This window comes from Streptomyces albicerus (assembly GCF_008905045.1).
GTDB lineage: Bacteria > Actinomycetota > Actinomycetes > Streptomycetales > Streptomycetaceae > Streptomyces > Streptomyces albicerus.
Map to the genome: position 1 here is coordinate 95,245 of NZ_VWMY01000024.1, position 26,143 is coordinate 121,387.

General features: G+C 70.5%; 21 protein-coding genes and 1 pseudogene. 5 read left to right on the plus strand and 17 right to left on the minus strand.

Going from position 1 to position 26,143, the window contains the following annotated elements; all coding sequences use genetic code 11:
- The 7 genes from GAS53_RS22660 to GAS53_RS22690 form a co-directional block, all read right to left on the minus strand.
- Positions 1-3,904: lipopolysaccharide biosynthesis protein (locus tag GAS53_RS22660; protein ID WP_151479564.1), on the minus strand; the 3,904-nt coding region annotated here is incomplete at its 3' end.
- A complete protein-coding gene (locus tag GAS53_RS22665; RefSeq protein WP_192583239.1) occupies positions 3,897-4,694 on the minus strand; it encodes a polysaccharide deacetylase family protein in 798 nt (265 codons plus the stop codon). The genes GAS53_RS22660 and GAS53_RS22665, both read right to left, overlap by 8 nt.
- Positions 4,695-4,731: 37 nt before the next feature.
- On the minus strand, positions 4,732-5,736 hold the full coding sequence (locus GAS53_RS22670; protein ID WP_151479500.1) for a glycosyltransferase family 2 protein: 1,005 nt from the start codon (positions 5,734-5,736) through the stop codon (positions 4,732-4,734).
- Positions 5,733-6,551 (minus strand): glycosyltransferase family 2 protein, encoded by an 819-nt coding sequence (locus GAS53_RS22675; protein ID WP_151479501.1) that lies wholly within the window; start codon positions 6,549-6,551, stop codon positions 5,733-5,735. Before GAS53_RS22675 ends, GAS53_RS22670 begins: the two co-directional genes overlap by 4 nt.
- Before the next feature lie 337 nt (positions 6,552-6,888).
- Positions 6,889-8,010, minus strand: coding sequence for a GNAT family N-acetyltransferase (locus tag GAS53_RS22680; protein WP_151479502.1), 1,122 nt, complete (start codon positions 8,008-8,010; stop codon positions 6,889-6,891).
- A gap of 1 nt (position 8,011) precedes the next feature.
- A complete protein-coding gene (locus GAS53_RS22685; RefSeq protein ID WP_318722799.1) occupies positions 8,012-8,389 on the minus strand; it encodes a hypothetical protein in 378 nt (125 codons plus the stop codon).
- Between the two features lie 258 nt (positions 8,390-8,647).
- On the minus strand, positions 8,648-9,856 hold the full coding sequence (locus tag GAS53_RS22690; RefSeq protein WP_151479503.1) for a S8 family peptidase: 1,209 nt from the start codon (positions 9,854-9,856) through the stop codon (positions 8,648-8,650).
- A 313-nt stretch (positions 9,857-10,169) separates the two neighbouring features.
- Here GAS53_RS22690 and GAS53_RS22695 point away from each other — a divergent pair, with 313 nt between their 5' ends.
- Complete coding sequence (locus GAS53_RS22695; protein WP_151479504.1) at positions 10,170-10,979, plus strand: SGNH/GDSL hydrolase family protein; 810 nt, start codon at positions 10,170-10,172, stop codon at positions 10,977-10,979.
- A 34-nt stretch (positions 10,980-11,013) separates the two neighbouring features.
- Here GAS53_RS22695 and GAS53_RS22700 read toward each other — a convergent pair whose 3' ends face one another.
- The 4 genes from GAS53_RS22700 to GAS53_RS22715 form a co-directional block, all read right to left on the minus strand.
- Entirely contained in the window at positions 11,014-12,696 is a 1,683-nt protein-coding gene (locus tag GAS53_RS22700) for a serine/threonine-protein kinase (protein WP_151479505.1), read from the minus strand.
- Between the two features lie 38 nt (positions 12,697-12,734).
- On the minus strand, positions 12,735-14,300 hold the full coding sequence (locus GAS53_RS22705) for a nickel transporter (RefSeq protein WP_225859039.1): 1,566 nt from the start codon (positions 14,298-14,300) through the stop codon (positions 12,735-12,737).
- Entirely contained in the window at positions 14,297-15,730 is a 1,434-nt protein-coding gene (locus GAS53_RS22710; protein WP_151479506.1) for a tetratricopeptide repeat protein, read from the minus strand. Before GAS53_RS22710 ends, GAS53_RS22705 begins: the two co-directional genes overlap by 4 nt.
- A 104-nt stretch (positions 15,731-15,834) precedes the next feature.
- Complete coding sequence (locus tag GAS53_RS22715; RefSeq protein ID WP_151479507.1) at positions 15,835-17,370, minus strand: DUF4331 domain-containing protein; 1,536 nt, start codon at positions 17,368-17,370, stop codon at positions 15,835-15,837.
- A 212-nt stretch (positions 17,371-17,582) separates the two neighbouring features.
- Between GAS53_RS22715 and GAS53_RS22720 the strand changes: the two genes are divergently transcribed.
- From GAS53_RS22720 to GAS53_RS22730, 3 genes are all read left to right on the plus strand, one after another.
- Positions 17,583-18,173: a sigma-70 family RNA polymerase sigma factor gene (locus GAS53_RS22720; protein WP_263974158.1), complete on the plus strand. Its 591-nt coding sequence runs from the start codon at positions 17,583-17,585 to the stop codon at positions 18,171-18,173.
- Positions 18,170-18,955: an anti-sigma factor gene (locus GAS53_RS22725; protein ID WP_151479509.1), complete on the plus strand. Its 786-nt coding sequence runs from the start codon at positions 18,170-18,172 to the stop codon at positions 18,953-18,955. The genes GAS53_RS22720 and GAS53_RS22725 overlap by 4 nt, the downstream gene beginning before the upstream one ends.
- Positions 18,956-19,070: 115 nt before the next feature.
- The gene (locus tag GAS53_RS22730; RefSeq protein WP_151479510.1) at positions 19,071-19,340 is read left to right on the plus strand and encodes a hypothetical protein; all 270 of its coding nucleotides are present in this window, start codon (positions 19,071-19,073) and stop codon (positions 19,338-19,340) included.
- Positions 19,341-19,396: 56 nt separating this feature from the next.
- On the opposite strand, the pseudogene GAS53_RS22735 reads toward GAS53_RS22730, so the two are convergent.
- The 3 genes and pseudogenes from GAS53_RS22735 to GAS53_RS22745 all read right to left on the minus strand — a co-directional run.
- A pseudogene (locus GAS53_RS22735) lies at positions 19,397-19,641 on the minus strand (CoA transferase); the annotation flags it as partial.
- A gap of 90 nt (positions 19,642-19,731) precedes the next feature.
- Positions 19,732-20,523: an ABC transporter permease gene (locus GAS53_RS22740; RefSeq protein ID WP_151479511.1), complete on the minus strand. Its 792-nt coding sequence runs from the start codon at positions 20,521-20,523 to the stop codon at positions 19,732-19,734.
- Positions 20,520-21,470, minus strand: a complete 951-nt coding sequence (locus GAS53_RS22745; protein WP_151479512.1) for an ATP-binding cassette domain-containing protein — start codon at positions 21,468-21,470, stop codon at positions 20,520-20,522. The genes GAS53_RS22740 and GAS53_RS22745 overlap by 4 nt, the downstream gene beginning before the upstream one ends.
- An 85-nt stretch (positions 21,471-21,555) precedes the next feature.
- Here GAS53_RS22745 and GAS53_RS22750 point away from each other — a divergent pair, with 85 nt between their 5' ends.
- Positions 21,556-22,269 carry a TetR/AcrR family transcriptional regulator gene (locus tag GAS53_RS22750; RefSeq protein WP_151479567.1) on the plus strand — a complete coding sequence of 238 codons (714 nt, stop codon included), beginning with the start codon at positions 21,556-21,558 and terminating at the stop codon, positions 22,267-22,269.
- A gap of 143 nt (positions 22,270-22,412) precedes the next feature.
- Here the strand turns inward: GAS53_RS22750 and GAS53_RS22755 are convergent, their stop codons facing one another.
- The 3 genes from GAS53_RS22755 to hmgA all read right to left on the minus strand — a co-directional run bounded on the left by GAS53_RS22755 (position 22,413) and on the right by hmgA (position 25,966).
- A complete protein-coding gene (locus tag GAS53_RS22755; protein WP_151479513.1) occupies positions 22,413-23,612 on the minus strand; it encodes a type ISP restriction/modification enzyme in 1,200 nt (399 codons plus the stop codon).
- Positions 23,613-23,786: 174 nt separating this feature from the next.
- Positions 23,787-24,536 (minus strand): GntR family transcriptional regulator, encoded by a 750-nt coding sequence (locus tag GAS53_RS22760; RefSeq protein WP_151479514.1) that lies wholly within the window; start codon positions 24,534-24,536, stop codon positions 23,787-23,789.
- A gap of 53 nt (positions 24,537-24,589) precedes the next feature.
- Positions 24,590-25,966 (minus strand): homogentisate 1,2-dioxygenase, encoded by a 1,377-nt coding sequence (gene hmgA / locus GAS53_RS22765; RefSeq protein ID WP_151479515.1) that lies wholly within the window; start codon positions 25,964-25,966, stop codon positions 24,590-24,592.
- Positions 25,967-26,143 lie beyond the last annotated feature (177 nt).

Here is a 26,143-nt window from a genome sequence, read left to right on the forward strand (position 1 = left end):
ACCAGAAAGTGCTCTGCAGCCACCGCAGTTGCCGCACGCTCGGCCGGACCGCCACCCGTACCACCTCGCGCGCCGTCAGCAGCACGATCAGCGCGATCGCCGCGAGCCCTCCGACGACCGACCACGGCGTCCACGTCACCTGGGGCCCGATCGGCCCGGGATCGGCCTTCTCGACCTCGCCCCCCGGCTGTTTGCGGAGCGCGTACATGGTCACGTCGTCGTTGACGAAGACCTTGCGGAGTTCCTGCCGGGCGTCGAGGTTGCGGATGAGGCGGTACTCCCAGGTCTTGGAGTAGCCCACGTCCAGCTGGAGAGAGATCACCTGGCTGCGGTTGATCATGAGGTACGAGTTCGGGCCCGCGTCCTTGAGCGACTTGACCAGGCCCGACACCAGGACGGGGTCGGTGGGCGCGAGCGTCGGTACGTACTCCACCTTCTCCATGTCCCGGGCACCCCACGGCATCGCGGGCGTCACGGTGTTCACCGTGTCGTCGCTCAGCCACAGCAGCCGTGTGGTCGGCTTGTCGTGCGCGTACACGTACTCCATGGCGGCGACCTCGCCCGGCCGGATCCGCTCGAACGGCTCGTTGCCCCAGCGGGCCACCAGGAAGCCGCCCATCAGGACGAGGCCCGCCATCAGGGCGGCGAGCGGGGCGAGGCTCACCCGGTCGCGGTCGCGTTCCTTCGCGGTGACGCCGGTGCGCGGGAAGAGCGCGAGTGCGGCGAGCAGGGCGGCGCCCGGCAGAGCGAACATGAAGACGCGCAGCGCCATTTCGCCGCCGTACGACTGCATGCCGAAGCCCAGGAACGGGATGAACGTGAGGACGAGCAGCGACCGCTCGCGGTACTTGTGCTCGCGTCGTCGCAGCCAGCCCCAGCAGGCCAGCGCCATCACGCCGCCGGCGAGCGCCACGCGCGCGTAGAGGACGAGTTTGTGTGTTGAACTACCGCCCTCGATACGGCCGGAGACCGACGACGACACATTGCCGCCCACGCCGCCGACCCCGCCGAACAGCTCGTCGAAGTGCCCCGACCAGTACGGCTCGGCGAGGAAGCCCACCCAGACGGCGACCATGACGCCGAACAGGATGGGCAGCCCGCGCAGTTCGGAGCGGCCGACCACGACGAGGACCGTGAGGACGCCCAGCATCACGAACGGCGTGAGCTGGTGGGCCGGGACGGTCGCCATGAACAGCCCGATCAGGACCATCAGCAGCACGGCCCGCTGCCGCCGGTCCGTCGGCTCGACCTCCAGCTCGCCGGGCCGCGCCTTCGTCCACAGCACGCGCGGCGCCCGGAACCACACGAGCAGGATCGCCACGAAGACGAGATAGAGGAGGTAGGTGAAGCCCTGCGGCGAGAAGTAGTCCTGGCCGACCCAGCCGCTGAGCACGAAGATCCAGATGCCGGTCCACTTGGCCCGCCAGCTCGCCCGCATATGGCGTACGAGCAGGAACATCGGTGCCAGGTAGAGGAGTTGCATGGTCAGCGGCCACCAGCGGATGACCTCGGTGAGGTCGCTGACCCCACAGGCCTTCGCGACGAACGCGGCCGCCGCGAAGAAGCCCGGCCAGCTCCACCGCGCGTCCAGATCGGGCACGGCCGAGCCGGTCCGGTCGATGTAGTCGATGAACCCCAGGTGCTGCCAGGCCGTCGCGAACCGTGGCTCGGTCTCGATCACCGCTGGCAGCGCGTGCAGCGACACCACGGTCGCCAGCAGCGTGACCAGCAGCAGGCCCCGGTGCTCCCGGGCCAGCCAGAGCAGCGACGCGAACACCGTGACCAGCAGTGCCGCCCCGACCAGCGTCGGCGTCGGCAGGACGGAGATCAGGCCGAGCCCGCCCATCCGGTCGAGATCGCGCTCTCCGAGACCGGACGCGGGCACCCAGTACAGGACGAGCGCCGCCGTCAGCAGACAGCCGAGCACCACCCCGAGCCGCGTCGGCCGCAGCCGCTCCCACCAGGTCGCGAGCCCCGCGGACGGCTCGGTCGGCCCACCTGCCTCACGCACGGACTCCGACACGCCCCCGTCCCGTGCGAGTCCCTGCGCACCGCGCTCCCGTACGAACCCTGCACGGCTCTTCTCGCGTACGCCCTCGGACGCGCCCCCTTCGCGTACGCCCTCCGGCCCGTCGGCCGTCTCGCCCGCGGTCGGTTCGAACGGTGCGTCCACCTCGGCCTCGGACGGGCCGAGCGACGTCTCCGAGCCCGGCTCGCGCGACTCGACGGGCAGGCCCACCTCCACGCGGGGGGCAGGCAGTTGGAGGGGCGCCTTGAGCGCCCAGGTCGGCCGGTGGTCCGGTCGTGGCTCCGCCGGACGGTCCGGCCGCTTGACCGACGGGGTGCCGGTGGACGGTGTGCCCGGTCCCGGCCGTACGTCCGGCCGCCGCTCCTGATGGTCGAAGTCGAGCTGCACGCCGAGCGCCAGCGTGTCCGTGTCGAGCCGCTGCGCCCAGGCCGGGCCGCGCCCCTTCCGCGTTTCGGCCTGCTTCGACGCGGGCACCTCGCGGGCGCCCAGGTCCGCCAGATCCCCGTCCGGCGCGGCGCTCTCGGGCACGGCGTCGGCCGGCGCGGTCCTCACGATGCGGTACAGCTTGGGCGCGGCGAGCGCCACGATCAGCGCGAGGCTGGAGATCTCCGCCACACCCGCGCCGGTCAGGCCCATACGGGGCAGCAGGATCAGCGTGAGTCCGAGCACCAGCGCGCACAACAGGCCCTGCAGCCACGCGAGTCCGGCGGTGCGGCTCTGGGCGCGCAACACCGCGAAGTACGTCTCCATGACGACCCGCAGCACCGCGCCGACCGCGAACCAGCGCAGCAGCGGTGTCGCCGCGTCCGCGTATCCCTGGCCGAAGACGGCCAGGATCCAGGGAGCCCCGAAGAACAGCACCCCGCACACCGGCAGCATGATCCGCACCATCCGCTTGAGCGCGGCCCGGGTGTTCGCGGCGAGGCGCGACGGATCGTGCGAGCCCTCGACGGTCAGCGAGGCGCCCATGTTGATGGCGAGCAGGTTGACCGTGCCGCCGATGGTCGTGGTGATGTAGAAGTACGCGTTGTCGACATCGCTGACCTGCGCGGCGACGATCACCGGCACGAGGTAGACGACCGCGAGCGAGAACAGCGACCCCGTGTAGTCGCCCGCGAGGAAGTGTCCGATCTCCTTCAGCGACGGCGGACTCGCGTGCTCCTCCGTGTCCTTCACATGCCGCGGCACCAGGCGCCGGAACACCAGCCAGCCCAGCGGCAGCACGGACACCGCGATCGCCGCGACCCACGACACGAACACGCCCATGGTGGGGATCGCGGCGGCGAACAGGACCAGCAGCACCAGTTTGACCGCGGAGAACACGGTGTTGCCCACCGGCACCCACAGCGCGCTGCGCAGCCCGGTCAGCACGCCGTCCTGGAGCGTGAGCACCGACCAGGCGACCACCGCGAGCACGAACACCAGGGCGTTCAGCGGGTCGTGCAGGAAGCGGTACGAGTGCCCCCACACGCCCAGCGTCAGCAGGAACACCCCCGCGGCCAGCGCCACGACCACCGAACTGCCCGCGTACGTACGGAAGATCAGCCGCCCCGTGTAGCGCCCCGCGACCGGGATGAAGCGGGCGAGGGCACCCGTCAGCGTCACCGCGGTGAGGCCCGCGAGGAGCTTCATCGCGGCGATCGCCGCGGAGCCCTGGCCCACCGCCGACTCGGAGTAGTAGCGGGCCGCGGCCAGCCAGAAACCGAGCCCGAGCACGGCGGAGATCCCGGTGTTGAGCATCAGGGCGTAAGCATTCCGGAACAGCGGGCTGCCTCCGGACGACCTGCCGAGGCCGGGCAGGCGGAGGCGGCGCCCGGACTGCTCGGGTGCCTCGGGCGTGGAAGTGTCGGCCTGGGCCGTGGTCGTGTCAGACACGGGAACGGATGGCCTTCCGGCGAACCTGTCGAGCTCTGCGGACCATGGCATACCCCTTGGTGAGGGCACGGTCCCTGGCGAAGTTACGGGCGATCGCACGGCCCTCGACGAGCCGCTCGAACTCCTCGATCCCGGTGGAGCGCCGCACGGTCACGCGGTGCAGCGCGTACGGGCCCTGGCGGCGGCGCGCGAGTGCGTTGCCGACGGCGAGCGACTGGGCGAAGCCCGCCTCACGCACGATCCGGCGCACCCGGCGGCTGGAGTAGCCGTACGGGTACGCGAACGACGCCGGTCGGACGCCCAGTTCGTCGGCGATGATCCCCCGGCAGCGCAGCAGCTCGAACCACAGCGCCTCGTCGGTCAGCTCGTCCAGCTGCGGATGCGTATGGCTGTGGCCGCCGATCTCGACGTCCGCGCCCGCCAGTTCGCGCACCTGGTCCCAGTCGAGCATCTCGTCGAGGGCGCCCCCCGTGTCGTACGCGCCGCGCAGCCAGCCGGTCGACACGAACAGCGTGGCCGCGAAGCCGTGCTTGGCGAGCACGGGCAGCGCGTGCCGGTGCACGCCCTCGTAGCCGTCGTCGAAGGTGATCAGCACGGGGCGCCTGGGCAGCGGGCCACCGGACCGCCAACTTCTGGCGAGCTCGGCCGTGTTGATCGGCGTACACCCCAGGTCGCCGATCAGCGCCATCTGCTCGGCGAACGCCTCCGGCGTGACCGACAGCGCCCGTGTCGCCTCGTTGGGCGCGGTCGCGACCGAGTGGTACATGAAGATGGGCACGGGGGAGTTCATACCGGACCACCCCCGGCCCCGCGCGCACGCGTGCCGCTCATGCCGCTGCCCCCTCGCCGCCCGGGCTCTTCTCGATCTCCACGACGGAGAACGTGCCGCCACCCCTGCGTGCCCGGACGCTCCCGAGAACGTACCCGCCCGCAGCCAGCACCACTCCGGCGACGATGGCGCCCGCCCGGCCCGCGCCGCCGCGGCGGGCGAGCAGCGCGTCGCGCAGTCCGCGCGCGACGCCCGCGGGCAGTACGCGCGTGGTGTAGCGGCGCTCGGACTCGAGTCCCTTGTCGGCGCCCACACTCCGGGCGACCAGGGCTTTCGACAGACCTTCGGCGTACGTACGGGTGCGGAAGTACGCGAAGTGCTCGCGCGCCCGAGGCACCCGGTGGTGGATCACCGCGCGGTCGTCGATCAGCAGGACGGCGTCCGGTCTGGCGTGGGTGAGGCGGATGCACAGCTCCGTCTCCTCGCAGCCCAGCGGCCGCTTGTCGCCGTCGCGGCCGATGCCGGTCGCGAAGCCGCCCGCCGCGTCGAAGGCGGTACGCCGGAACGAGGCGTTGCCGCCGAGCACGTTGCGGACCTGGACACGGCCGGGCGGCAGCCCCTTGTACGTGCAGCCGACGACCCAGTCGAACTCCTCGGGGAACCAGGCCGGCCGGCGCCCCGACGCCCAGATCGGCATCGTACGGCCGCCGACGGCCATCACGAGCGGATCCTCGTACCCCTCGGCGAAGTGGAGCAGCCAGTCGCGCTCGGCCACCGCGTCGTCGTCGAGGAAGGCGATGACGTCGCCGTGCGAGACGGCGATGCCGGTGTTGCGGCCCGCGGAGAGGCCGCGGGGGCCCGCGTTGGCGAGCACCCGCACCTCTTCGGTCTCCTTGTACTCCTTCGAAAGCCGGTCCAGGAGCGCCTGGTTGTGGTCCACGACCAGGAGCGTCTCGAGGGCGGGCCGGGACTGCGCCCGCACCGAGGCGACCGCCGCTTGGATGTCCGCCCAGCGGTCCTCGGTGTAGACGCAGATCACCACGGAGATGTCCAGGGTTCTCAAGACACCTCTCCCGGGCCGGAGTTGAGCAGTACGGAGTGCGGACGGCGGCGCAGCGAGCGCCGGTTGGAGCGCTCCTTGAGGATCACCTTGAGCACCCGCAGCCCGTCCCGCACGGCCCGCAGATTGCTCGTGCCGTGGATTCGCAGATACTCGTGGCTCGGGATCTCCTGCACCTTCAGCCCTGCCTTGACCACTCTGATGTTCATCAGGGTCTCCACCTCGAAGCCGGTGCAGTCGAGGTCGATCTTGTCGAGGCAGTGCCGCCAGAAGGCGTTGTAGCCGTAGCAGAGGTCGGTGTAGCGGGCCCCGAACTTGCGGTTGACGGCCGTGCACAGCGCCCAGTTGCCGAGCTTGCGGATCGGCGTCATGTCGTCCGTGCCGCCGCCGTTGGCGAACCGCGACCCCTTCGCGAAGTCGGCGCCGGAGACCAGCGCGGAGACGTAGCTGACGATCTCGTTGCCGTCGGCCGAGCCGTCCGCGTCGACCATCACGATGATGTCGCCGGTGGAGGCCGCGAACCCGGTGATCAGGGCGTCGCCCTTGCCTTTGCCGAGCTGCTTGACGACCTTGACGTCAGGCCACAGTTCGCGGGCCACCTCCACGGTGTTGTCGGTGGAATTTCCGTCGACGAGAACCACTTCGTGGATCCAGCCCGGAAGTGTCTTGAAGACGTATGGGAGATTCTCCGCCTCATTCATGGCGGGAATCACGACGCTCACCGGAGGCGCAATGGCCAGGTGAGACGATATGGGCCGGTACTTGCTGGCTTTGAGCGGATCTTGGCCCGAAACCGCCGGTCGCAAAACAGAACTCATGAGTCTGGTCCCTCTCGTCCGGTGGACCGCCCGCCCCTGGGCGGTCCGGCTCTTTGTCCGGTTCGAAAGGGGGGTTTCTCACTTACGGCATGTCGAAATTGATCTCCGTGCATGCCGGGTGAGCTGGCAAAGCTGGCCGACTTGCTGGGTCGGTCGCGCGGCACGACTCGGCACAGGTGTGGTCACCGAGCACGGCACCCCCCTACCGCGCCCCGCGCCGGGCCATCGTCGCGATCTTGAGCCCTCCCCTAGATCGCATGTGCGTGATGGTCCGATGCGGGTGGATGTACGACGGTATTGATGATTGAGACGCTATGGCAAGACCTGGAACGAGGCCTCACGTTTTTGTTGGTTTGGTCGTTACCTGACTACCCGAGCGGATTTTTCCCATCCGTTTGAGTATTTTGTCGGCCGGCTCGAACAACTCCGGCCTCGCCAGCACCGCGTTGCGCAGCGCCCGGACGGGGGCGCGTCGCGCCCGGTGCCCGAGCGCCACGGGATGGCGGCGCGTAACCCACCCTTCGGACACGGCGAGTTCCCGTGTCTTCAGGGAGTCCTTGTATTCCTTCTGACCCCGGCCGAGATCCAGATAGGCGATGCCGTCGGCGGCGGCCGCCTCGGCCATGCGCAAATGCAGGACAAGGCCCGGGGAGTACTTGGAGAACGCCGGGTCGTACGCGGGAAACCAGCACGCCAGAACACGCTCGGAGCGCAGTCCGAAGTGCGCGGCGATCGGCTTGTCGCCCGCGTAGAGCACCGACAGGATCCCGGTGAACGACTCGGAACGGCTGTGGAAGAGCTGATGCACCAGCTGGGTGATCCAGTCCTGCGCGAAGCGGTCGCTGCGCCCGGTCCTGCGGTACTGCGCCGACTTCCACGCCATCAGCGTGCGCAGCGCCTCGGGATCGCGCTCGTCGTGCACATAGCGCACCTCGCCGTGGTCGCGGCCGAGCTTGCGCTCCTTGGCGAGCGTGGTCCGGGTGAACTTCGGTGAACGCTCCCGCAGTTGGGCCAGATACGCCTCGTACCCCTGGTCGACGTCCATGACCGGGGACGGGAAGGTGCCGGAGGCCTCGGCCTCGAACGGCGCCTGGCCTTCCACCAGGTGGTCGAACTCCCACACGGAGAGCCCGCAGGCCCGCAGCAGCTCCCGCGCGTCCCAGGTGAAGCCGGGCCGGTGGACCAGTCCCTGGCAGTCGGAGACGCCGAGACCGACGGCCCGGCCGACGCCGGTGGTGGTTCGCTGGAACGGGAAGAAGGCGGCGGGCTCGCCGCCCTCCCGGACGACGGCGATCCGTACACCGCGCCGGCAGCGGCCCACGGCGAGTGTGAATTCCGGTGACAGGAACGGGTTCGCGAGTTCGGGCGTGCCGTGCGGATGGGCCTTGGACTGAAGAGCCGTCCACGCTGCCCGGTCGGCGGAGGTCAACTCGCCGGGACGGTACACGCTGATATCCACGTCAGGAAGCCCGTCTTCTCACCGTACGGCCGCGTAGCCGCCGTACCAGGACCAGCAGGAGAATGAGGGAGCTCAGCGCGGCCACGGCCGCGATTCCGCCACGGGCCGACCACTGGTGCACCGCGAGCATGCCTTGGGCGACCAAGAGGTTGACCGCTACTGCTGCTGACAAAGACGCCACGATGCGGCCGAACGGTTCCAGGCCGCGCAGCGCGGTTGCGACCGCGGCCCCCGGCGCGGCCAGCAGGAAGAAGAGCGTGAACGGAGCGCGCAGGGGCGAGTCGATGTCGGCGAAGGCCAGCACGGCGCCGACGCCCGCGATCGCCGCGGCGGCTCCCGCGAGCAGTGGCAGCAGGTCCCTCCCCGGATCCTGTTCCAACCGCTCGTCACCACCCGATGAAGATGGGTCTGATGGAGATGGCTTGATACCTAAGGTCTGCATTGGCGACTTTGCCCCCCGACGCGCCGGATGCCGGGCTTCAATGTGGCCCAGCGATCCGGGAGCCGTCAAGGTGCGGAAGACGTCGTTTGTTCGGCTGCGGGTGCGATGTGGCTGGTCGTGCCCACGCGGCGGAGCCGCAAAATGTCACAGCCCCGCGCCCCTAAAAGAGGCGCGGGGAACCCTCGTCCTGACGCGTTACGGGACGATCTTCAGGAGCCTGTTCGGGGAGCCCGTGCCCGCGCTGGTGACCACGCCCGGGGTGGCGCCGTTCACCAGGGCCGTGGCTACCTGGGTCGGGGTGGCCGAGGTGTGGCCCGCGAGGTAGACGGCGGCCGCGCCGGCGACGTGCGGCGTGGCCATCGACGTGCCGGAGATGGTGTTCGTCGCGGTGTCGCTGGTGTACCAGCCCGCCGTGATCGACGAGCCGGGGGCGAAGATGTCAAGGACGGAGCCGAAGTTGGAGTAGCTCGCCTTGGCGTCCGTGTTGGTGGTGGCGCCGACCGTGATCGCCGAGGCGACGCGGGCCGGGGAGTACGAGGAGGCGTTGGCGCTGCTGTTGCCCGCCGCGACCGCGTAGGTCACGCCGCTGGCGATGGAGTTCGCCACGGCGTTGTCCAGCGTGGTGGAGGCGCCGCCGCCGAGCGACATGTTGGCGACCGAGGGACCGCTGTGGTTGTCGGTCACCCAGTCGATGCCCGCGACGACGCCCGCGGTGGTGCCGGAGCCGGAGTCGTTGAGCACGCGGACCGCCACGATGTTCGCCTTCTTGGCGATGCCGTAGGTCGAGCCGGCGATGGTCGTGGCCACGTGCGTACCGTGACCGTTGCCGTCCGAGGCGGTGGTGTCGCCGTCCACGGCGTCGTAGCCGTAGCTGGCCCGGCCGCTGATCTGGGAGTGCGTGATGCGGACGCCGGTGTCGATGACGTACGCCGTGACACCGCTGCCCGCCGAGTCCGGGTAGGTGTACGTGCCGGAGAGCGGGAGTGACGTCTGGTCGGAGCGGTCCAGGCCCCAGGGGGCGTTGGACTGCGTGGTGTCGGTGACGTGCACGGTCTGGTTCTGCTCGACCGTGGCCACCGCCGGGTCGGCGGCGAGTCTCTTGGCCTCGGTCGCGGAGAGGCCGGCCGTGTAGCCGTTCAGCGCGGCGCCGAACGTCTTCTTGACCGTGCCGCCGTACTCCTTGATCAGACCCTTGCCCTCGGCCGAGGAGGCCTTGAAGTCCACGCCCTTCTTCAGCGTGACGATGTAACTGTCCTTGACGGCGGTGGGGGAGTCCGCCGCGAGGACCCGGCCCTCGGCCGGTGCGGCCTGGGCGGGAAGCGCGGTGACGGCGCCGAGCAGGGCGGCGGTCGCCACGGAGGTTATGGCGGCGATCCGGATCTTCTTGCTACGCAGCTGTGCCATTACGAGGGAGTCCTCCTCATAGGCGGCGCGCGCCTGGGTGGGGCGCACGTCTGTGGGGGGTGCGCACGATCGAGCGCACAGCCAGGAGCGTTGCGTTCCGCTACCGGCCGAGACATCAGCGTGATCGCTCCACGGATGCAGCTCAAGGGAGTTGACGCTTTGTCACACGCATGTCATGAACACGCAATCGAACGTGTGGTGAACGTCCGGAGCGGTCCTGGTAGGTCCAGAAAGGTCTTGGCATGGACACTTCCTGTCGACACGCGTAGCTGCTACGAAAGTTACGGCAGAGATCCTGCTAAAGGGAGGTTCCATGAGACGTTCCCGACTTACGGCATACGTGACCTCGCTCCTCCTCGCCACCGTCTTCGCCCTCACCGGGGCAACGACGGCGCAGGCGTCCCAACAAGCCGCCGCCACGGGCTATGTGGCCCTCGGCGACTCCTACTCATCCGGTGTCGGCGCGGGCGGCTACATCGGCTCCAGCGGCGACTGCAAGCGCAGCACGAAGGCGTACCCCTACCTCTGGGCGGCCGCCAACTCACCCTCGTCGTTCAGTTTCACCGCCTGCTCGGGCGCCCGAACGGGTGATGTTCTAGCGAATCAGCTGGGCCCGCTCGGCCCCGCCACCGGCCTCGTCTCGATCACCATCGGCGGCAACGACGCGGGCTTCACCGACGTCATGACGACCTGTGTCCTGCAGTCCGAGAGCGCCTGCGTCGCCCGCATCAACACGGCGAAGGCGTACGTCGACTCGACGCTGCCCGGCAAGCTCGACTCGGTCTACTCGGCGATCAGCGCGAAGGCCCCGGCGGCCCAGGTCGTCGTCCTGGGCTACCCCCGCTTCTACAAGCTGGGCGGCAGCTGTCTGACCGGCCTCACCGAGACGGAACGGACCGCCATCAACAACGCCGCCGACTACCTGGACACCGCCATCGCCAAGCGCGCCGCCGACCACGGCTTCACCTTCGGCGACGTACGACCCACCTTCACCGGCCACGAGATCTGCTCCGGCAGCTCCTGGCTGCACAGCATCAACTGGCTGAACATCGGCGAGTCGTACCACCCGACCGCGGCCGGCCAGTCGGGCGGCTACCTGCCCGTTCTCAACGCCGCGGCCTGATCGACGCCGTGGTCCGATCACCGGCGCGGCCTGATCACCGGCGCGGTTTGACCGCCCCGTTCGGCGCGAGCGCCTGAGGAGAAGTGGAACCGGAGGTCCCGCCCGTCGGGGCCTCCGTCTCACACGTCACCGAGAAAGGCACCTGGTTCGACGTCGTTTCCTTCGGGCTGCGGACCTCCACGCCGATCTTGTTCTCGTACGTTCCCGACGCGTCGTACGTCGTCACGATGACCGTGTTCTGCTTGGTCTTGCCGCCGTTCTCGGGGAACGAGAGGGTCTTCCAGCTCGGGTCGGACACCTCACCGGTCTCCGTCACCCAGCGGTACTCCACCTCCGCCGGTACGAGGCCCACCGTGAACGTCGCCGTGAAGGTGGGAGCCTGCGCTTCGGGCGGCGGGCAGGCACCGGTGTAGTCGGTGTGCGAGCCCGAGACCGACACCTTCACGGACTGGGTGGGCGCAGGCGTCGTCTGGCCGCCGCCGGTGGTCGAGCCGCCGTTCCCCCCGGTCGTGCCGGAACTCTCCGTGGTCGAGCCGCCGTCGGTGCCGCCCCCGCCGGTACCGCCGTTGTCGCTGCCGCCGGTCGAACCGCCGCTGCTCGTCCCGCCGTTGGAGCGGTTGCCCCCGCCGCCTCCGTCGTCCCGGTTGACCAGGGCGTACGTCAGTCCGGCGAGCGCGAACGCGAGAGCGGCGAGACCCGCGACCACGGCGATCGTGGCGCGTCTGGGATGGGCCGGCTCCGAGGTGGTGGTCGCGGCGGTCGGAGCCTGCTGCGGGGTGTAGGCAGGCGGTGTATACGTGGGCTCCGGGGTCGGCGGGGTCGGGGCCGGCTGCGGAAGCGCCGCGACCGTCGGCGCGTAGGCGGCGGTGCCCGTGCGGGGCGTGCCGCCCGCCGCGACGAGACGCAGGTCCTGTTCGGCGTCCTCGGCCGGCATCCGCTCCGCCGGGTCCTTGCGCAGCAGGCCCTCGATGACCGGGGCCAGCGGGCCCGCCCGGCGCGGCGGCGGCAACTCCTCGTCGACGACCGCGCGCAGGGTGCTCAGCGGAGTGTTCTGGCGGAACGGCGAATTGCCCTCGACCGCCGCGTAGAGGAGCACGCCGAGCGACCACAGATCGGACTCGGGGCCCGGTGTACGCCCCAACGCCCGCTCGGGGGCCAGGAATTCGGGCGAGCCGATGACCTCGCCGGTCATGGTGAGCGCCGAACTGCCCTCGACCATGGCGATACCGAAGTCGGTGAGGACGACACGGCCGTCGTTCGACATCAGGACGTTGCCGGGCTTCACGTCCCGGTGCAGGACCCCAGCCTCGTGCGCGGCCCGCAGCGCGGCGAGCACCTCCGCGCCGATATGGGCGGTGCGCTGCGGGGACAACGGGCCCTCGGCGTCCAGAAGATCGGAGAGCGCGATCCCGCGGACCAGCTCCATCACGATCCACGGGCGGCCGTCCTCCAACGCCACGTCGTAGACCGTGACCACATTGCGGTTCGAGATCCGAGCGGCCGCCCATGCCTCGCGCTCCAGACGGGCGTACATCCGTTCCGCGTCCGGGCCCGGCAGCCCGCCCGGGGCGCGCACCTCCTTGACCGCCACCTCGCGGTGCAGCACCTCGTCGCGGGCACGCCACACCGTCCCCATCCCGCCCTCACCCAGCGGAGAGAGGAGACGGTAGCGCCCCGCGATCACACGTTCACTGCCCGGCTCTTCGGACACGGACATCCCCCATTCGCATCCGCACGATTCTGAACAAAAGTAGCTCAACCGAGTGCGGTTGCCGCCCCCTTGAACACCAATCCAGCCCCAAGAGCCACCACTACGAACGCCGATCCGAGAGGTGTACCCCGCCGGAGCAGAGCCGCGGTCCGGCCGCCCGACCACTTGGCGCCGTTCTCGATCGCCTTCGCCACCCGGCTGCCGACCTTGACCACGGCGAACCCGGCCGCCGTGAGCGTGAGCGCGAGCCCCACCCCGTACGCCAGCACGAGCAGCAGCCCGAACCAGGCCTTCCCGAGCGCGGCGGCGCCGACGAGCACGACGACGGCGGAGGGACTGGGGACGAGCCCTCCGGCGAAGCCGAGGAGAAGAGTGTCTTTGAGCTTGAAAGAGGGGGAGTGGGTGTGGGGGTGGGGGTGGTCATGCGTGTGCGCGTGACCATGGCTGTGCCCGTGCCCGTGGCTGTGCCCGTGCCCGTGGCTGTGCCCGTGCCCATGGGAGTGGCCGTGCCCATGCCCGCGCTGTCGCCATGCCCGTCGTACGAGGGTCGCGCCGGCCACCGTGACGATGATGCCGCTCGCGACGCCCAGCCAGGCGATCACCGAGGGCGCGGCGGCCGAGCCGGCGGTGACGAGGAGGCCGAGGGCGACCACGCCGAGGGTATGGGTGACGGTCACCGAGGCGGCGAGCGGCAGCACGTCGCGCATCGTGGCATCGCCGCGGGCCGCGGCCGTGGCGGCCATGATCGTCTTGCCGTGGCCCGGGGCCAGCGCGTGCAGGGCACCGAGCAGCACGGCGATGCCCAGGGCGAGCGCCGCGAAGCCGAGGGTCAGGTCGTGCCGGGACACCAGGTCGTCCAGCGCGCGGGTGAAGCGGTCGGCACCGCGCGGCAGTACGGAGGAGGCGGGGGCGTCGGAGCCCTCCGCGACGAGCGCGGGACCGCCGGGGCGGGCGCGCAGCGAAGCGGTTGCGGTGTCCTCCGGCGACGACAGCAACTTCTCGGGGTACTTGGTCAGTTCACGTGACACGGACTTCTCGGGTACGTCCGAGGAGGTGAGCGTCATCCGGTCGCCGCGCGCCGTGACCTCGCGCCAGCCGGGGCCGTCGTTCACGGAGGCGCGGAACCGCACGGAGACGTTCCCCTCGGAACCCTCGGCCTCTTCCGGCAGCTCGGCCGTCCAACGGCACTCCACGCGCAGGGTGTTGAGCCCCGCCTGCCCCGGCCGCACCCGGGCACGGCTCTCGCCGACGGTCAGCGCCACGGCCTTCCCGCCCACGGTCACCCGGCTCTTCCCGGCCGCCGTCTCGCACCGCTCCCGGGCCCAACTCCCCATGCCCGCCCTGTCGATGGCGGGCTGGGCCTGTGTCGCCGGGATCTCCGCGAGGTCCTCCACATGGTCGACCCGCAGCTCCCCGGGAGCGATGACGAGACCGTCGTACCGGTTGACGGTGAAGTTCCCGAGCGGATGCGCCGACGCGGTCCCGGAGGGGATCAGCACGAGCGCGCAGGCCGCCACGAGGACGGCCGCGCAGGACGCGAACACGCGCCGGCGCGCGGACGCCCCTCTGGTGAGCCGGACGCGCAGACCGCGTGCGGTGAGGGCGCTCACTCGGCACCGCCCAGCGCCGTCAGCGTCTTCTTGGCCAGCTTCGCTCCCACCGGCGAGAAGCCCGGATTGAGGTCCAGCGCCGACGACAGGCTGCTGCGGGCTTCCTTCTCGTGACCCGTGGCCTGCTCGATCATGCCGCGGTGGTAGAGGAACGTCGCGTCGCGGTATCCGGTGGCCGTGGCGCGGCGGGCGTAGGGGAGAGCCTCGTCGTCCCGGCCGTTGACGTGCAGGGCCCAGGCGAGCGCGTCCGCGGTGTGGACGGTGTGCCGCCGGTCCCACTCGGCGCGGGCGGCGCGCAGGGCCGCCTTGCGGTCCCCGTGGTCCGCCGCCGCGAGGGCCGTGTCGAGGTCGGCGTTGACTCCGTTCGCTCGGGCCAGCGCGGTCCAGGCGTTGACGAGGGCGTACTGCTCGCGGGCCTTCGCCTTGTCCTCCTCGCCGGCGCGGGCTTCGTACAGCTCGCCCAGCGTGACCAGCGGGCCGGGCAGCGGGAAGCGGGCCACGACGTCCTCCATGCCGCGGATCGCCGCCGCGCGGTCGCCGTTCGCGGCCTGCGCCCGGGCGCGGCCCTCCAGCGCCGGGAGGTATACCCCGTCGGCCCGCAGGGCCCGCTCGTAGTGCTTGAGCGCCGTCTCGTACTCGCCCTCGCGCCAGGCGAGTTGACCGAGCGACGTGGCCACGTACGCGATGTCGCCGGGGGCCGTGGCACTGGACAGTGCCTGCTCCAGGACGCGGCGTGCGGTGCGTATGTCGCCGCGCAGCTCGTGTACGTAGGCGTAGCGGGTGAAGACCGGGATACCGGGGCGGCGGGCGTCGGCCTCGTCGGCGGCCTTCGACGCCTCCTTGTAGCGGCCGAGTTCGACCAGGGCGTCGATGCGGGTCGACAACGCCCGCTCGTTGTACGCGTTCTGGTCCAGCGCCTCCTCCGCGAACCGCAGCGCGTCGCCGAAGTCGTGCCGTGCCGCGGCCAGAGCCGCGCGGCCCGCGAGCGCCGGGTCGTTGTCGGGACGCAGTTTCAGCGACCGCTCCAGCGCGCGCTCCGCCTGCGGATAGCGGGACGGGTCGCCGTTCGTGCGCGCCTGCTCGATGTAGGCGACGCCGAGTGTGGACCACCCGGTGTAGTCCTTGGGCTGCGCCTTGAGGTGGGACTGCAGCGCGGAGATGCTCGAGCTCAGGCTTCCACTGGCCAGCAGTTCGGGAGCGAGGCCGGGCGCGGACGACACCGTACTGACCCCTCCGTCGTCCTCCCTGCTGCCCAGCACCACGGCCCCCGCGGTCATCGCGACGGCGAGGGCGACCGCGCACGCGCCGAGCCGCAGCATCCGCGCGCGACCGGACTCCGGCCTCGCCTCGGGCCTGTCCTCGCCCTCGGACTGCGGGGTCTCGTCCGCGCGATCCCTCTCCTGCGCGTCCTCGTTCGTACGCGGGGACATGCCCTCTCCTCAATCTCCAGAGTGGAAGCGGTGGTTCACGGGGTGAGGCGCGGCCCGCGCCGTGGGGGATGGGTACGTGCGGGCCGCGCCGTCAATGGGGTGCGTCAGTAGGCCCGACGGCGGCTGCGCCACCACAGCAGACCGGTGCCGACGAGCAGGAACCCGCCCGCGCCCGACGCCGCCGAGACGGCGATCAGCGTGGTGTCGTCCATGGTTCCGGTCGAACCACCGGCGGGCTGCAGGGCGTCACCGATCTGGTTGCGCACGTCGTTGGTGCCGGTCGTGCCCTTGGCCAGCGGGCCGCGCGAACCGGAGGTCGGCTGGGCGACGTACGGGAACGCGGCCTCGAACTTCTGGTCGTTCTTGTCGACGGCGTCACCCAGGTCGTTCTTGGAGCCGACCAGTTCGCCCTCCACGACCTGCAGGGCGATGTCCAGCACGTCGTCACTCAGCCGACGCCCGTTCGGGAAGCCCGCGTTGTCGCCGTCCAGCACACCGAGCCGCTTCTCCTTGGCCGCCGGCTTGATCGAGGTGTTCAGGCGCAGCATCTCCGAAGGACGCACGTGCGGCGGCTGGTTGAGGCCCTCGACGCCCTTGAGGAACACGTCGACCAGGTCGTTCCTGGGCTCCTTCGGCGCCGGGATCTTGTAGATCGCCTCGATGAGCTTCGGCAGTTCGGGGTTGGTGACGTTCTGCAGGAAGTCGGCGTCGTTCCAGGGCGCGGACGCGTTGAACTTGTCCTTGTCCTTGATCGGGTTGACGACCTCGTTCACCAGCGGCATACCGAGCCGCGAGACCTGCCGGTACTCGCCGCTCGCGCTCTTGCGCTGCGTCGTCGACCAGACACCGATGATCGGCTGGTCGGCCGACTCCTGGATCATGTCGGTCGGCACCTGCAGGGCGACGGAGTTGACGTTGTATTCCTTCAGCGTGTCGTTGCCGACCTCGGACAGGTTCCCGCCGTACAGCAGGTCGAAGACCCGCAGATCGAGGAAGAACGGGTCGTCCGCCTGGCCGGCGAACGTCGTCGCTCCGCCCGGGAGTTCGTGCACGGCCTGCGCGCGGAGCTTGGCGTAGTCCGGCATGGACGCCTTGCCGACGTTCGACGGCGCGACCGGTATGTCGTCCGCGTACGTCGTCTTCTTGACCAGCTGCTGGTCCTTGAGCTGCAGCAGCTCAATGTCGTAGGTCTGCGTGATGTTGAGGTCCGGGTCGTCGAGGCTCTCGACCGGACCCGTGTTGTACAGGAAGGTCTTGTCGTTCTTGACGTGCGTCTCGAACGTGTAGCGGAAGACCAACTCGCCCTGCGCGTCACCGTTGTTGTCGATGTGCAGGTCGTACTGGGCGTCCTCGGCGAACGTGAAGAAGTTCGGTCCGCCGGCCGGCTCCTCGAACGGGATCCAGTTCGCGATGAGCGTCGTCGTGTCCGGCTTGTCGGGGCTCACGAACGCGTACACGTCCGTGTTGTCGAACTGCGGCTGCCCGGAGATGAGCGGAGCCTCCCGGTGGCTGGAGGCGCTCGCCGTCCCGGGTTCGAGCGTGGTCACGCCGGCGGCTGCGAGCCCCCCGGTGGCCAGCGCACCACAGACAAGGGTCGCGAGGCTCCTGCGTCCCACGATCCTGCTGGTTTTAGGTGTCATGCCGTCCGTCCTCTGTCCCAAAGCTGTTGTCCCGGCGGTGATGTGTGCGAGAGGCGACCTGTCGTGTGGTCCGCTCCTGCGCTCGTGCCGCGTCGGTCGGTGTTGCCTGATGCACGCCATTCGGAGCCGGTGGGCGAAAGGATTGGTTCGGGATTCACCCGCGTTTTCAAGCAGTTGATCCGTAACCCCATCCGAAGGCGTTCCTGCGCCGAATACGTGAAGATGAGACGGGCCGTTCAAGGCCGGAGAGGGGGAAACGGGTGGAGGCGGACGAACTTCTGGTGCTCGTGGCCGGAGGCGACCAGAAGGCCTTCGAGGAGCTGTACGGGCTGGTGTCCGGACCGGTCTTCGGGCTGGTACGCCGAGTGGTGCGGGACCCGGCCCAGTCGGAGGAGGTGGCCCAGGAGGTACTCCTCGAACTCTGGCGCTCCGCCGCGCGTTACGATCCCGGCCGCGGCAGCGCCCTGTCCTGGGTCCTCACCCTCGCGCACCGCAGGGCGGTCGACCGGGTCCGCAGCGCCCGCGCCGCCGGAGAGCGCGAACTGCGCGTCGCCCGGCGCTCCAACGGCCCCGCCTTCGACCAGGTCGCCGAGGAGGTCGAGGCCGGCCTCGAACGCGAATGGGTGCGCCGCTGCCTGGACCGGCTCACCGCACTGCAACGCCAGTCCGTCACCCTCGCCTACTACGACGGCTACACGTACCGTGAAGTGGCCGAGCGGCTCTCCCTGCCGCTCGGCACGGTCAAGACGCGAATGCGCGACGGACTCACGCGGCTGCGCGACTGCCTGGGAGGTGTCGCATGACCACCCTCTTCCGGCGGAGTGAACTGCACTCGCTGGCCGCCCCGTACGCCCTCGACGCCCTGGAGCCCCATGAGCACAAGCGTTTCGAGAAGCACCTGAGGCGCTGCGACAGCTGCGCCGCCGAGGTGCGCGCCCTGCGCGAGGACGCGGTCCGTCTCGCCTGGTCCACGGCCGCCCCGGCGCCGGCCGCCATGCGCGACCGGGTCCTCATGGCCGTACGGACGACTCCTCAGGAGACTGCCTCAGGGGAACCGCAGGCACGCGCGCGTGCGGAGCGGCCCCAGTCGCGAGCGCGTCGCTCGGGCTTCTCGCCGTTCCTCATCCCGCTCGCCTCGACCACGGCCGCCGCGGCCCTCGTCGTCGCGGCCCTCTTCGGAGTGCAGGCGGCCCGCACCCAGGACCAGCTCGACCAGGAGCGGGCCCAGGCGCGTGAGATCGCACACGTTCTCGCGGCACCGGACGCCCGCGCGACCGCCGGACGGGACGCGAACGGACAGGGCATCAGCGTCGTCGCGTCCGCCTCGGAGCGCACCGCCGTGGTGACCGGCGCAGGACTGGGCACACCTTCGAACGGAAGGGTTCATCAGCTGTGGCTCATGCTGCCGGAGGTGAAACCGCGTTCCCTGGGGCTCCTCGACGGCGACACGCCCTTGATTGCCACCGGACTGGATACGAACGCGACCTCACTCGCTGTCACCGTCGAACCGTCCGGCGGCTCCGCGCAGCCAACAACCGCACCGGTTGTCCAACTCGCCCTGGAATCAGTTGGATTCGGAGAGTAACCGTCAACACCCTTGCCGAGAAGGTGAATCCTGCGCCCGGGATACACGGGTGTGATGAGGGAGCGATAGGGTTAACCTGCCCGGGCCGGGTGCCCTCGTATGGGTGGGGAGTGACATGGAACAGATAACAGTGCGTGGCAGGGCGCGAGTCCCTGCGATCACTTGTGGGAGCAGCGCGACCAGTTCGCGCCTCGACCGCCATCTTTCGGTGATGGGTGGCCCCGCCATCCCTCAGCGCGAGACGGCTGAGGCGACGGACCTGATGCGCGAGCTCACCGCACGTGACACCGCGCACGACCGCACCGGCAGGGGCGCGCGAGTGAGGCGGGTCTCGCTCTTCGCACCGCTGCGCCGGCTGCGCCGTTCCCTGTTCGGCGGCCGCTGACCAGCGGCCCCGGTCGCTGACAGGCGGCCGAACCCGAGCAGGATCCCGACCCGCGCTCAGGCGGCCACACCGTCCCGGCGCAGCGCTGCGATCTCATCGTCCGTCATCCCCACGGCAAGCAGCAGCGCCCCGGTGTGTTCCCCGAGCGCGGGTACGGGCCCCATCCGTGCCGTGTCCCCGCCCGGCATCGAGGATGCTTCGCCACCTCCCATACCTCCCGCAGCAGCGCGCACGCGATCCCGGCCGCCTCGAGCCGCGCCACCGCCCCGTCGCCGGCTCCGGCTCGGGATGACGGCGTGCGCAAGACCCGTGTGCGCCGGGGAGTGTCGCCGTGCATCGCCCGTCGCTCATCATCTGCCGCTCATCCGTCGCTCACCGTCCTCCCCGCTGCTCAACGCGTGGGAGATGCCCCCAGCGCGTACCGGCGGACGGCGAGCGGCAGGAACACCGCGATGAGGACCGCGCACCAGGCCAGCGACCCCGCGACGGGGTGTGTCACCGGCCAGGCACCGTCCGCCGGCACCGGCGCGTTCCCGAACAGGTCCCGCAGTGCCGTGGTCACCGCGCTGATCGGATTCCACTCGGCCGCCGTCCGCAGCCAGCCCGGCAGGTTGTCCGTCGGGATGTACGCGTTCGACAGCAGCGGCAGGATGAACGTCGCGCCGCCGAGCTGTCCGGCCGCCTCCTCGCTTCGCGAAGCCAGCCCCAGCAGGATCCCGATCCACGTCGTCGCGAACCGGAAGAGCAGCAACAGCCCCACGGCACCGGCCGCTTCGAGTGCGGAGCCCTCGATCCGCCAGCCCACCGCGAGCCCCACCAGCAGCAGCGGCACCGTGCCGGCGGCCGTGACGACGAGGTCCGCTGCCGCCTGCCCCAGCGGGACGGCGGCCCGGCTCATCGGCAGCGTACGGAAGCGGTCCGTCACACCCCGGTGCGAGTCCTGGGCGGCCTGGAACATACCGGTCATGATCCCGTTGGCCGCCGTCGCGACCAGCAACCCCGGTACGAGGAAGGCCCGGTACTCCTCGCCGGGCATCGCGAGGGCGCTGCCGAAGACATAGCCGAAGAACAGCAGCATCGTGATCGGCATGGTCTGGGTGAGGATCAGCAGTCCCGGGTTGTGCCGGATCCGCCGCAGCTGACGCCCCAGCATCGCCGTGCCGTCGTACGCCAACGTACTCATGTCACAAGCTCCTTGCGGTCGGTGAGGCGCAGGAAGACGTCCTCGAGGGTCGGCGGACGGAGGCTCGCGTCGAGCAACGGCACACCCGCGGCGTCGAGTTCGCGGACGAGGCGGGGGAGCGTCAGCGTCGGGTCGGTGGTGACGACGCCGACCGCGCGCCGTTCCTCGTCGAAGGCCGGTTCGGAGCCGGTCAGCTGGTCCAGGACGGCCGCCGCACCGGACATCGCGTCCGGGTGGGCGACCACGACCTCCGCGCACGAGCCGATGAGCGCCTTGAGTTCGGCGGGCGAGCCGGTGTGGGCTGTCCGGCCGTGGTCCACCAGCACGATGTCATCGGCCAGTTGGTCGGCCTCCTCCAGGTACTGCGTGGTGAGCAGAACCGTCGTGCCCTCGCTCTTCAGGGCGCGCACGGTCTCCCAGATCTGGTTGCGGCTGTGCGGGTCGAGGCCGGTCGTCGGCTCGTCGAGGAACAGCACCGCGGGTCGGGTGACCAGGCTCGCGGCCAGGTCGAGGCGGCGCCGCATACCGCCGGAGTAGGTGGAGGTGGGCCGGTCCGCGGCCTCGGTCAGCCCGAAGCGGTCGAGGAGCTCGTCGGCGCGCGTCCGGCCCGTCGGACCCCGCATCCGGTGCAGCTTCGCGAACAGCCGCAGGTTCTCGCGCCCCGTGAGGTCTCCGTCGACCGAGGCGTACTGCCCGGTGACGCCGATCGCGCCGCGTACGGCGGCCGGCTCCCGTACGAGATCGTGCCCGGCGACGCGCGCGGAGCCCGCGTCGGGTCGCAGCAGCGTGGTGAGCAGCCGCACGGCCGTGGTCTTGCCCGCGCCGTTGGGGCCGAGCACTCCGCAGACACGGCCCTCGGCCACCGCGAGGTCCAGCCCCTGGAGGGCACGGACCTCTCCGAAACGCTTCTCCAGACCCTCACTAAGTACAGCGTACGTAGTAGTCATATGGCGACCATAGCGCATTACGTACGCTGTACGTAACTAGGATGGGGGACGACAAGATCCACCGATGGCAGGGCTGGCGACACCGATGGCAGGACGTGCCGACGTACCCGAAGTGATCTGGGCCCGACCCGAGCGCACGGGACGCGGCCCCCGGCCCGCGTACACCCGGGCCGACATCGCGGCCGCCGCGGTGCGGATCGCGGACGAGCGGGGGCTGGACGCGGTGTCGATGCGGCACGTCGCGGCCGAGCTGGGCTGCGGCACCATGTCGCTCTACAACTACTTGCCCCGCAAGGAGGACCTGTACGAGCTGATGGTCGACGCCGTCGGCGCCGAGCACGAGCTGTGGGAGCCGTCGGGGGACTGGCGCGCCGACATGCTCCGGGTCGCCCACCAGACCCGCACCCTCATGCTCCGCCATCCCTGGCTGCCGGCGCTGATGTCCCCGGTGTACGGCTTCAGCCCCAACGCCCTGCGCTATCTGGAGCACTGCCTGGCCTGCCTGGACTCGTTCGAAGGGACGTACGGCACGAAGTTCGAGCTGGTCGCGATGCTCAACGGCGTGGTCACGACGTACGTCGGGAACGAGTTGGCCACCGCCGAGCGCGCTCGCGCGCTGCCGTGGTCGGAGGAGCGGGAACAATCCGTGCGGATCGCTTATCTGGGGGCGCAGATCGCCACCGGCGCGTACCCGCGTATGGCTGCGGCGTTCATGGAGGACTCGGGGCCGATTGATTTGGAGGCGGTGTTTCAGCGGGCTCTGGAGCGGGTGCTCGACGGGTTCGACCCGACGCGGTAGCGCTCCGCGGGAGTGCTTCGCGGGAACGGTGGTGTTGAGGCTGCGGGCCGGTGGGGGCTGGTCGCGCAGTTCCCCGCGCCCCTAAAAGATTGCGCAGTTCCCCGCGCCCCAAGGAAGCAGCCCCGCGCGCCTACGAGCCGCCTTCAGAGCAGCGCGACCTGGCCCTCCGGGCCTTCTTCGTGGTGGTCCAGCACCGATGCCGGTCTGCGGGTTGTGTCCGGTACCGGGAGTACGTCCGCCTCGCGCAGGTCGGACGCGGTGATCGGTGATGTCACCGTCAACTCCGTCTGCTGTGGACGTAGTTCGGCCAGCAGGGCGAGTACCGTGACGACCTCCAGTAGTTCGGAGGTCCAGGTCTGGGGCCAGGAGGTGGGGCGGATCGCCTCCAGTGAGCCGGGCTCCGGCTGAGTGGTTCGGGTGCTGAACCACTGGTCCAGTACGCGTACGCCGCCCACCTCGAAGTCCCAGGCGGCGGGCGGTACGGGCGAGATGCGGCCCTCGTCGAGGTGGAGGGTCTCCTCGTCGCGGTCGTAGCGGAGTTCGAGCGGGCGGGACGGCAACGGGGCGCGCACATAGGGGCGGCGGCCGCCGGGGAGTTTGGGGCGCTCGCCGTCGCGGCGCATCAGCCACAGCATGCGGTGGCCCAACTCCGTGCCGTGCGCCCAGAGTTCGGGGTCGGCCGTGAGCGGTACGGCGCATCCGTCGGGTCCCGGGCGGGCGACCGCCACCGTCCAGGCGAGGACGTCGAGCGGGGCGGGGGAGTGGCCCAGGCGCTTGGCCAGGAGGTCCACGAGGCCGGGCGCCAGGTTCGGTTCGAGGCCGCCGGGCCGCCGGTACAGCGGGCGGACGCGGCCGGGACGGGCGGCGGGGACGGCCTTCGGCTGGGGCGGGACCACTGGGAGTACGGACGCGACGAGCAGTGCCGGCCCGTCGGGCGAGGGCGCCTGCTCGACCGCGAACACCTGCCGCTCGTCCGCCACCCTCCACAACTCCGGCCGCGCCGCGTCGATCAGCCGGTGGTCGGGGATCAGCCACTGCTCGTCGAACGGCCCGTGCAGGACCCGTACCGGCTCCGCGCAAGGGCCCGACGCGCGGGCCAGCCGGCCCGTTCCGGAGGACTGGCCCGGCAACTGCCCCACCGCCGAGCTGAGCGTCCGCGCGCGCGTGACGCCGAACAACGCCTCGCGGTCGGGCCCTTCGGCCTTCACGAAGGCGTCCCAGCGCGCTTTCAGGGACGCCGCGTCGGGAGCCGTCGGCCACCCACGGCCCAGCCGGGGCGGTGCGACGGACCACGGCATGAGGTCCGCGAGCAGCGGAGCGTCGTCGTGCGTCACGCACCGCATCGTACGACGTGGGCCAAGCGCTCCGCTGGTAGCGCGGTGATGCTGTATCGATATGCGGCTCCGCCGCGTGCGCGGGCCGGTGGGGCTGGTCGCGCAGTTCCCCGCGCCCCTTACGGGGCGCGGTACCACACCGGACTTCACCAGGGCCTGGCGCGGCGACCTGGTCCCGCATGCTCAGTGGGCGTCGAGGGTGACCGTGAAGGAGAAACGGTCGCCGCGGTACTGGATGCGGGCCACGTCGAGCGCCCGGCCGTCCTCGCCGTGCACGATGCCCGTGTAGTGCAGGATCGGGCTCAGCAGCGGCACCTGGAGCAGCCGCGCGGTCTCCGGGTCCGCGAGCCGCGCCTCGACGGTGTCGGTGATCTGGCTGATCCGCGCCCCCGCGACATCGCGCAGCACCTTGGTCATGGGCCAGCGCACCAGGTCTTCGGGGTCGATCAGGGCCGCCAGTTCGGGCCGTACGTAGTTGCGCGCGTGGTTCGTCGGCTCGCCGGTCTTCTCGTCGCCGCGCAGCCGGTGGTACGTCGCCACCTCCGCCAAGTCCGGGAAGTACTCGGCGAGTTCACCCGACACGGGCTCGTAGCCGTGGTCCAGCAGCTCCGTGGTCATGCCCGACTGCTGGGCCACGATCGCGTCCACCGAGCCGAGCAGCCGGACCGGCGCGCCCCGCGTGGCGCCCGGCTCGATGAACGTGCCACGCCTGCGATGGCGGGTGATCAGCCCCTCGTCCTCCAACTCCTTGAGCGCCTGTCGCATGGTCAGCACGCTCACCCCATAGTGCCCCGCCAACTGCTCCTCGGTGGGCAGACGCAGCGGATCCTGCGGCGCTCGCCCGAGTATCGAGGCGCGCAGGGACTGCGACACCTGATACCAGAGCGGCAGCTTGCGGTTCAGGACGATCGAGTCCGGGGCGAAGGAGGTCACGAGGGTATCCGTACCGGTCGCGGGCGTTCAGTGCAACGGGCACTCGTGGGCGGTCACGGTCGGCCCACCGGCCGGAAGTGGCGCTGGAGGCCCTGCCACACGTCGTCGTACGCGCGTTGCAGATGCTCCGCCCGGGCCGCCTGAGCGGTGGCGGTGACCGGCCAGCGCGTCTCGAACATGAAGGCCAGCCCGTCGTCGACCTTCTGCGGCCGCAGCTCGGCGGCGCTCGCCCGGTCGAACGTCTCCCGGTCGGGACCGTGCGCCGACATCATGTTGTGCAGCGACCCCCCGCCCGGGACGAAACCTCCCTTTCCGGCGGTCTTCGCGTCGTACGCGCCCTCGATGAGCCCCATGTACTCGCTCATCACGTTCCGGTGGAAGTACGGCGGACGGAACGTGTCCTCGCCCACCAGCCAGCGCGGCGCGAACACCACGAAGTCGACGCCCGCGAGCCCCGGCGTGTCAGACGGAGAGGTCAGGACCGTGAAGATCGACGGGTCCGGATGGTCGTAGCTGATGGTGCCGATCACATTGAAACGGCGCAGATCATAGGCGTACGGCACATGGTTGCCGTGCCAGGCGACGACATCCAGCGGCGAGTGGTCGTATGTCGCCGTCCAGAGGTTGCCGCAGAACTTGTTCACCACCTCCACCGGGCCTTCGACGTCCTCGTACGCGGCGACCGGCGCCCGGAAGTCACGGGCGTTGGCCAGCCCGTTGGCGCCGATCGGACCGAGGTCGGGGAGCCGGAAGGGCGCCCCGTAGTTCTCGCACACATAACCCCGAGCGGTCGGGCTCTGCCCGCCGTTCGATGCCGTATCCAGTAGCTCCACACGGAAGCGCACCCCACGAGGAACCAGCGCCACATGTCCCGGCTCCACATGCAGCAGCCCGAACTCGGTACGCAGCAGCAGCCCACCGCGCTCCGGCACGATCAGCAGCTCGCCGTCGGCGTCGCTGAACACCCGCTCCATCGAGGAGTTGGCGTGATACAGATGCACGGCCATGCCAGTGCGCTGCGTCGCGTCGCCGTTACCGCCGAGGGTCCACAGGCCCGCCAGGAAGTCGGTGCCCGGTGAGGGCTCCGGCATCGGGTCCCAGCGCAGCCGGTTCGGGTCCGGCACCGTCTCCGTGAAGGGCGCCGTGCGGAGGGCTCCGTTGTCGGTGCGGGCGAACGCGGGGTGCGCGGCCGACGGGCGGATCCGGTACAGCCACGAACGGCGGTTGTGCGCCCTGGGCTCGGTGAACGCCGTACCGCTCAGCTGCTCCGCGTACAGCCCGAGAGGGGCGCGCTGCGGCGAGTTGCGGCCGTGCGGGAGCGCGCCCGGCACCGCCTCCGAACTGTGCTCGTTGCCGAACCCGGAGAGATACGTCAGCGCCTCGGCGGTCTTCCGCAGTGCCTCGGCGGTGTTCCGGGTGTCCCCGCTCATGATCGCTCCCTCGTTCCTGATTCCTATGTATCACCGTAGGATTCGTGGAATCGGTGCGCAAGAGGGAGATGCCCCTGCGTGCGGGGGAGACCGCGCGATCGCGCCAAGACCGCTGTAGTACCCAAGAACCCGACTCCAGGGGGATCCGACTGTCAGAGGGGTGCTCTAATCTCCCCG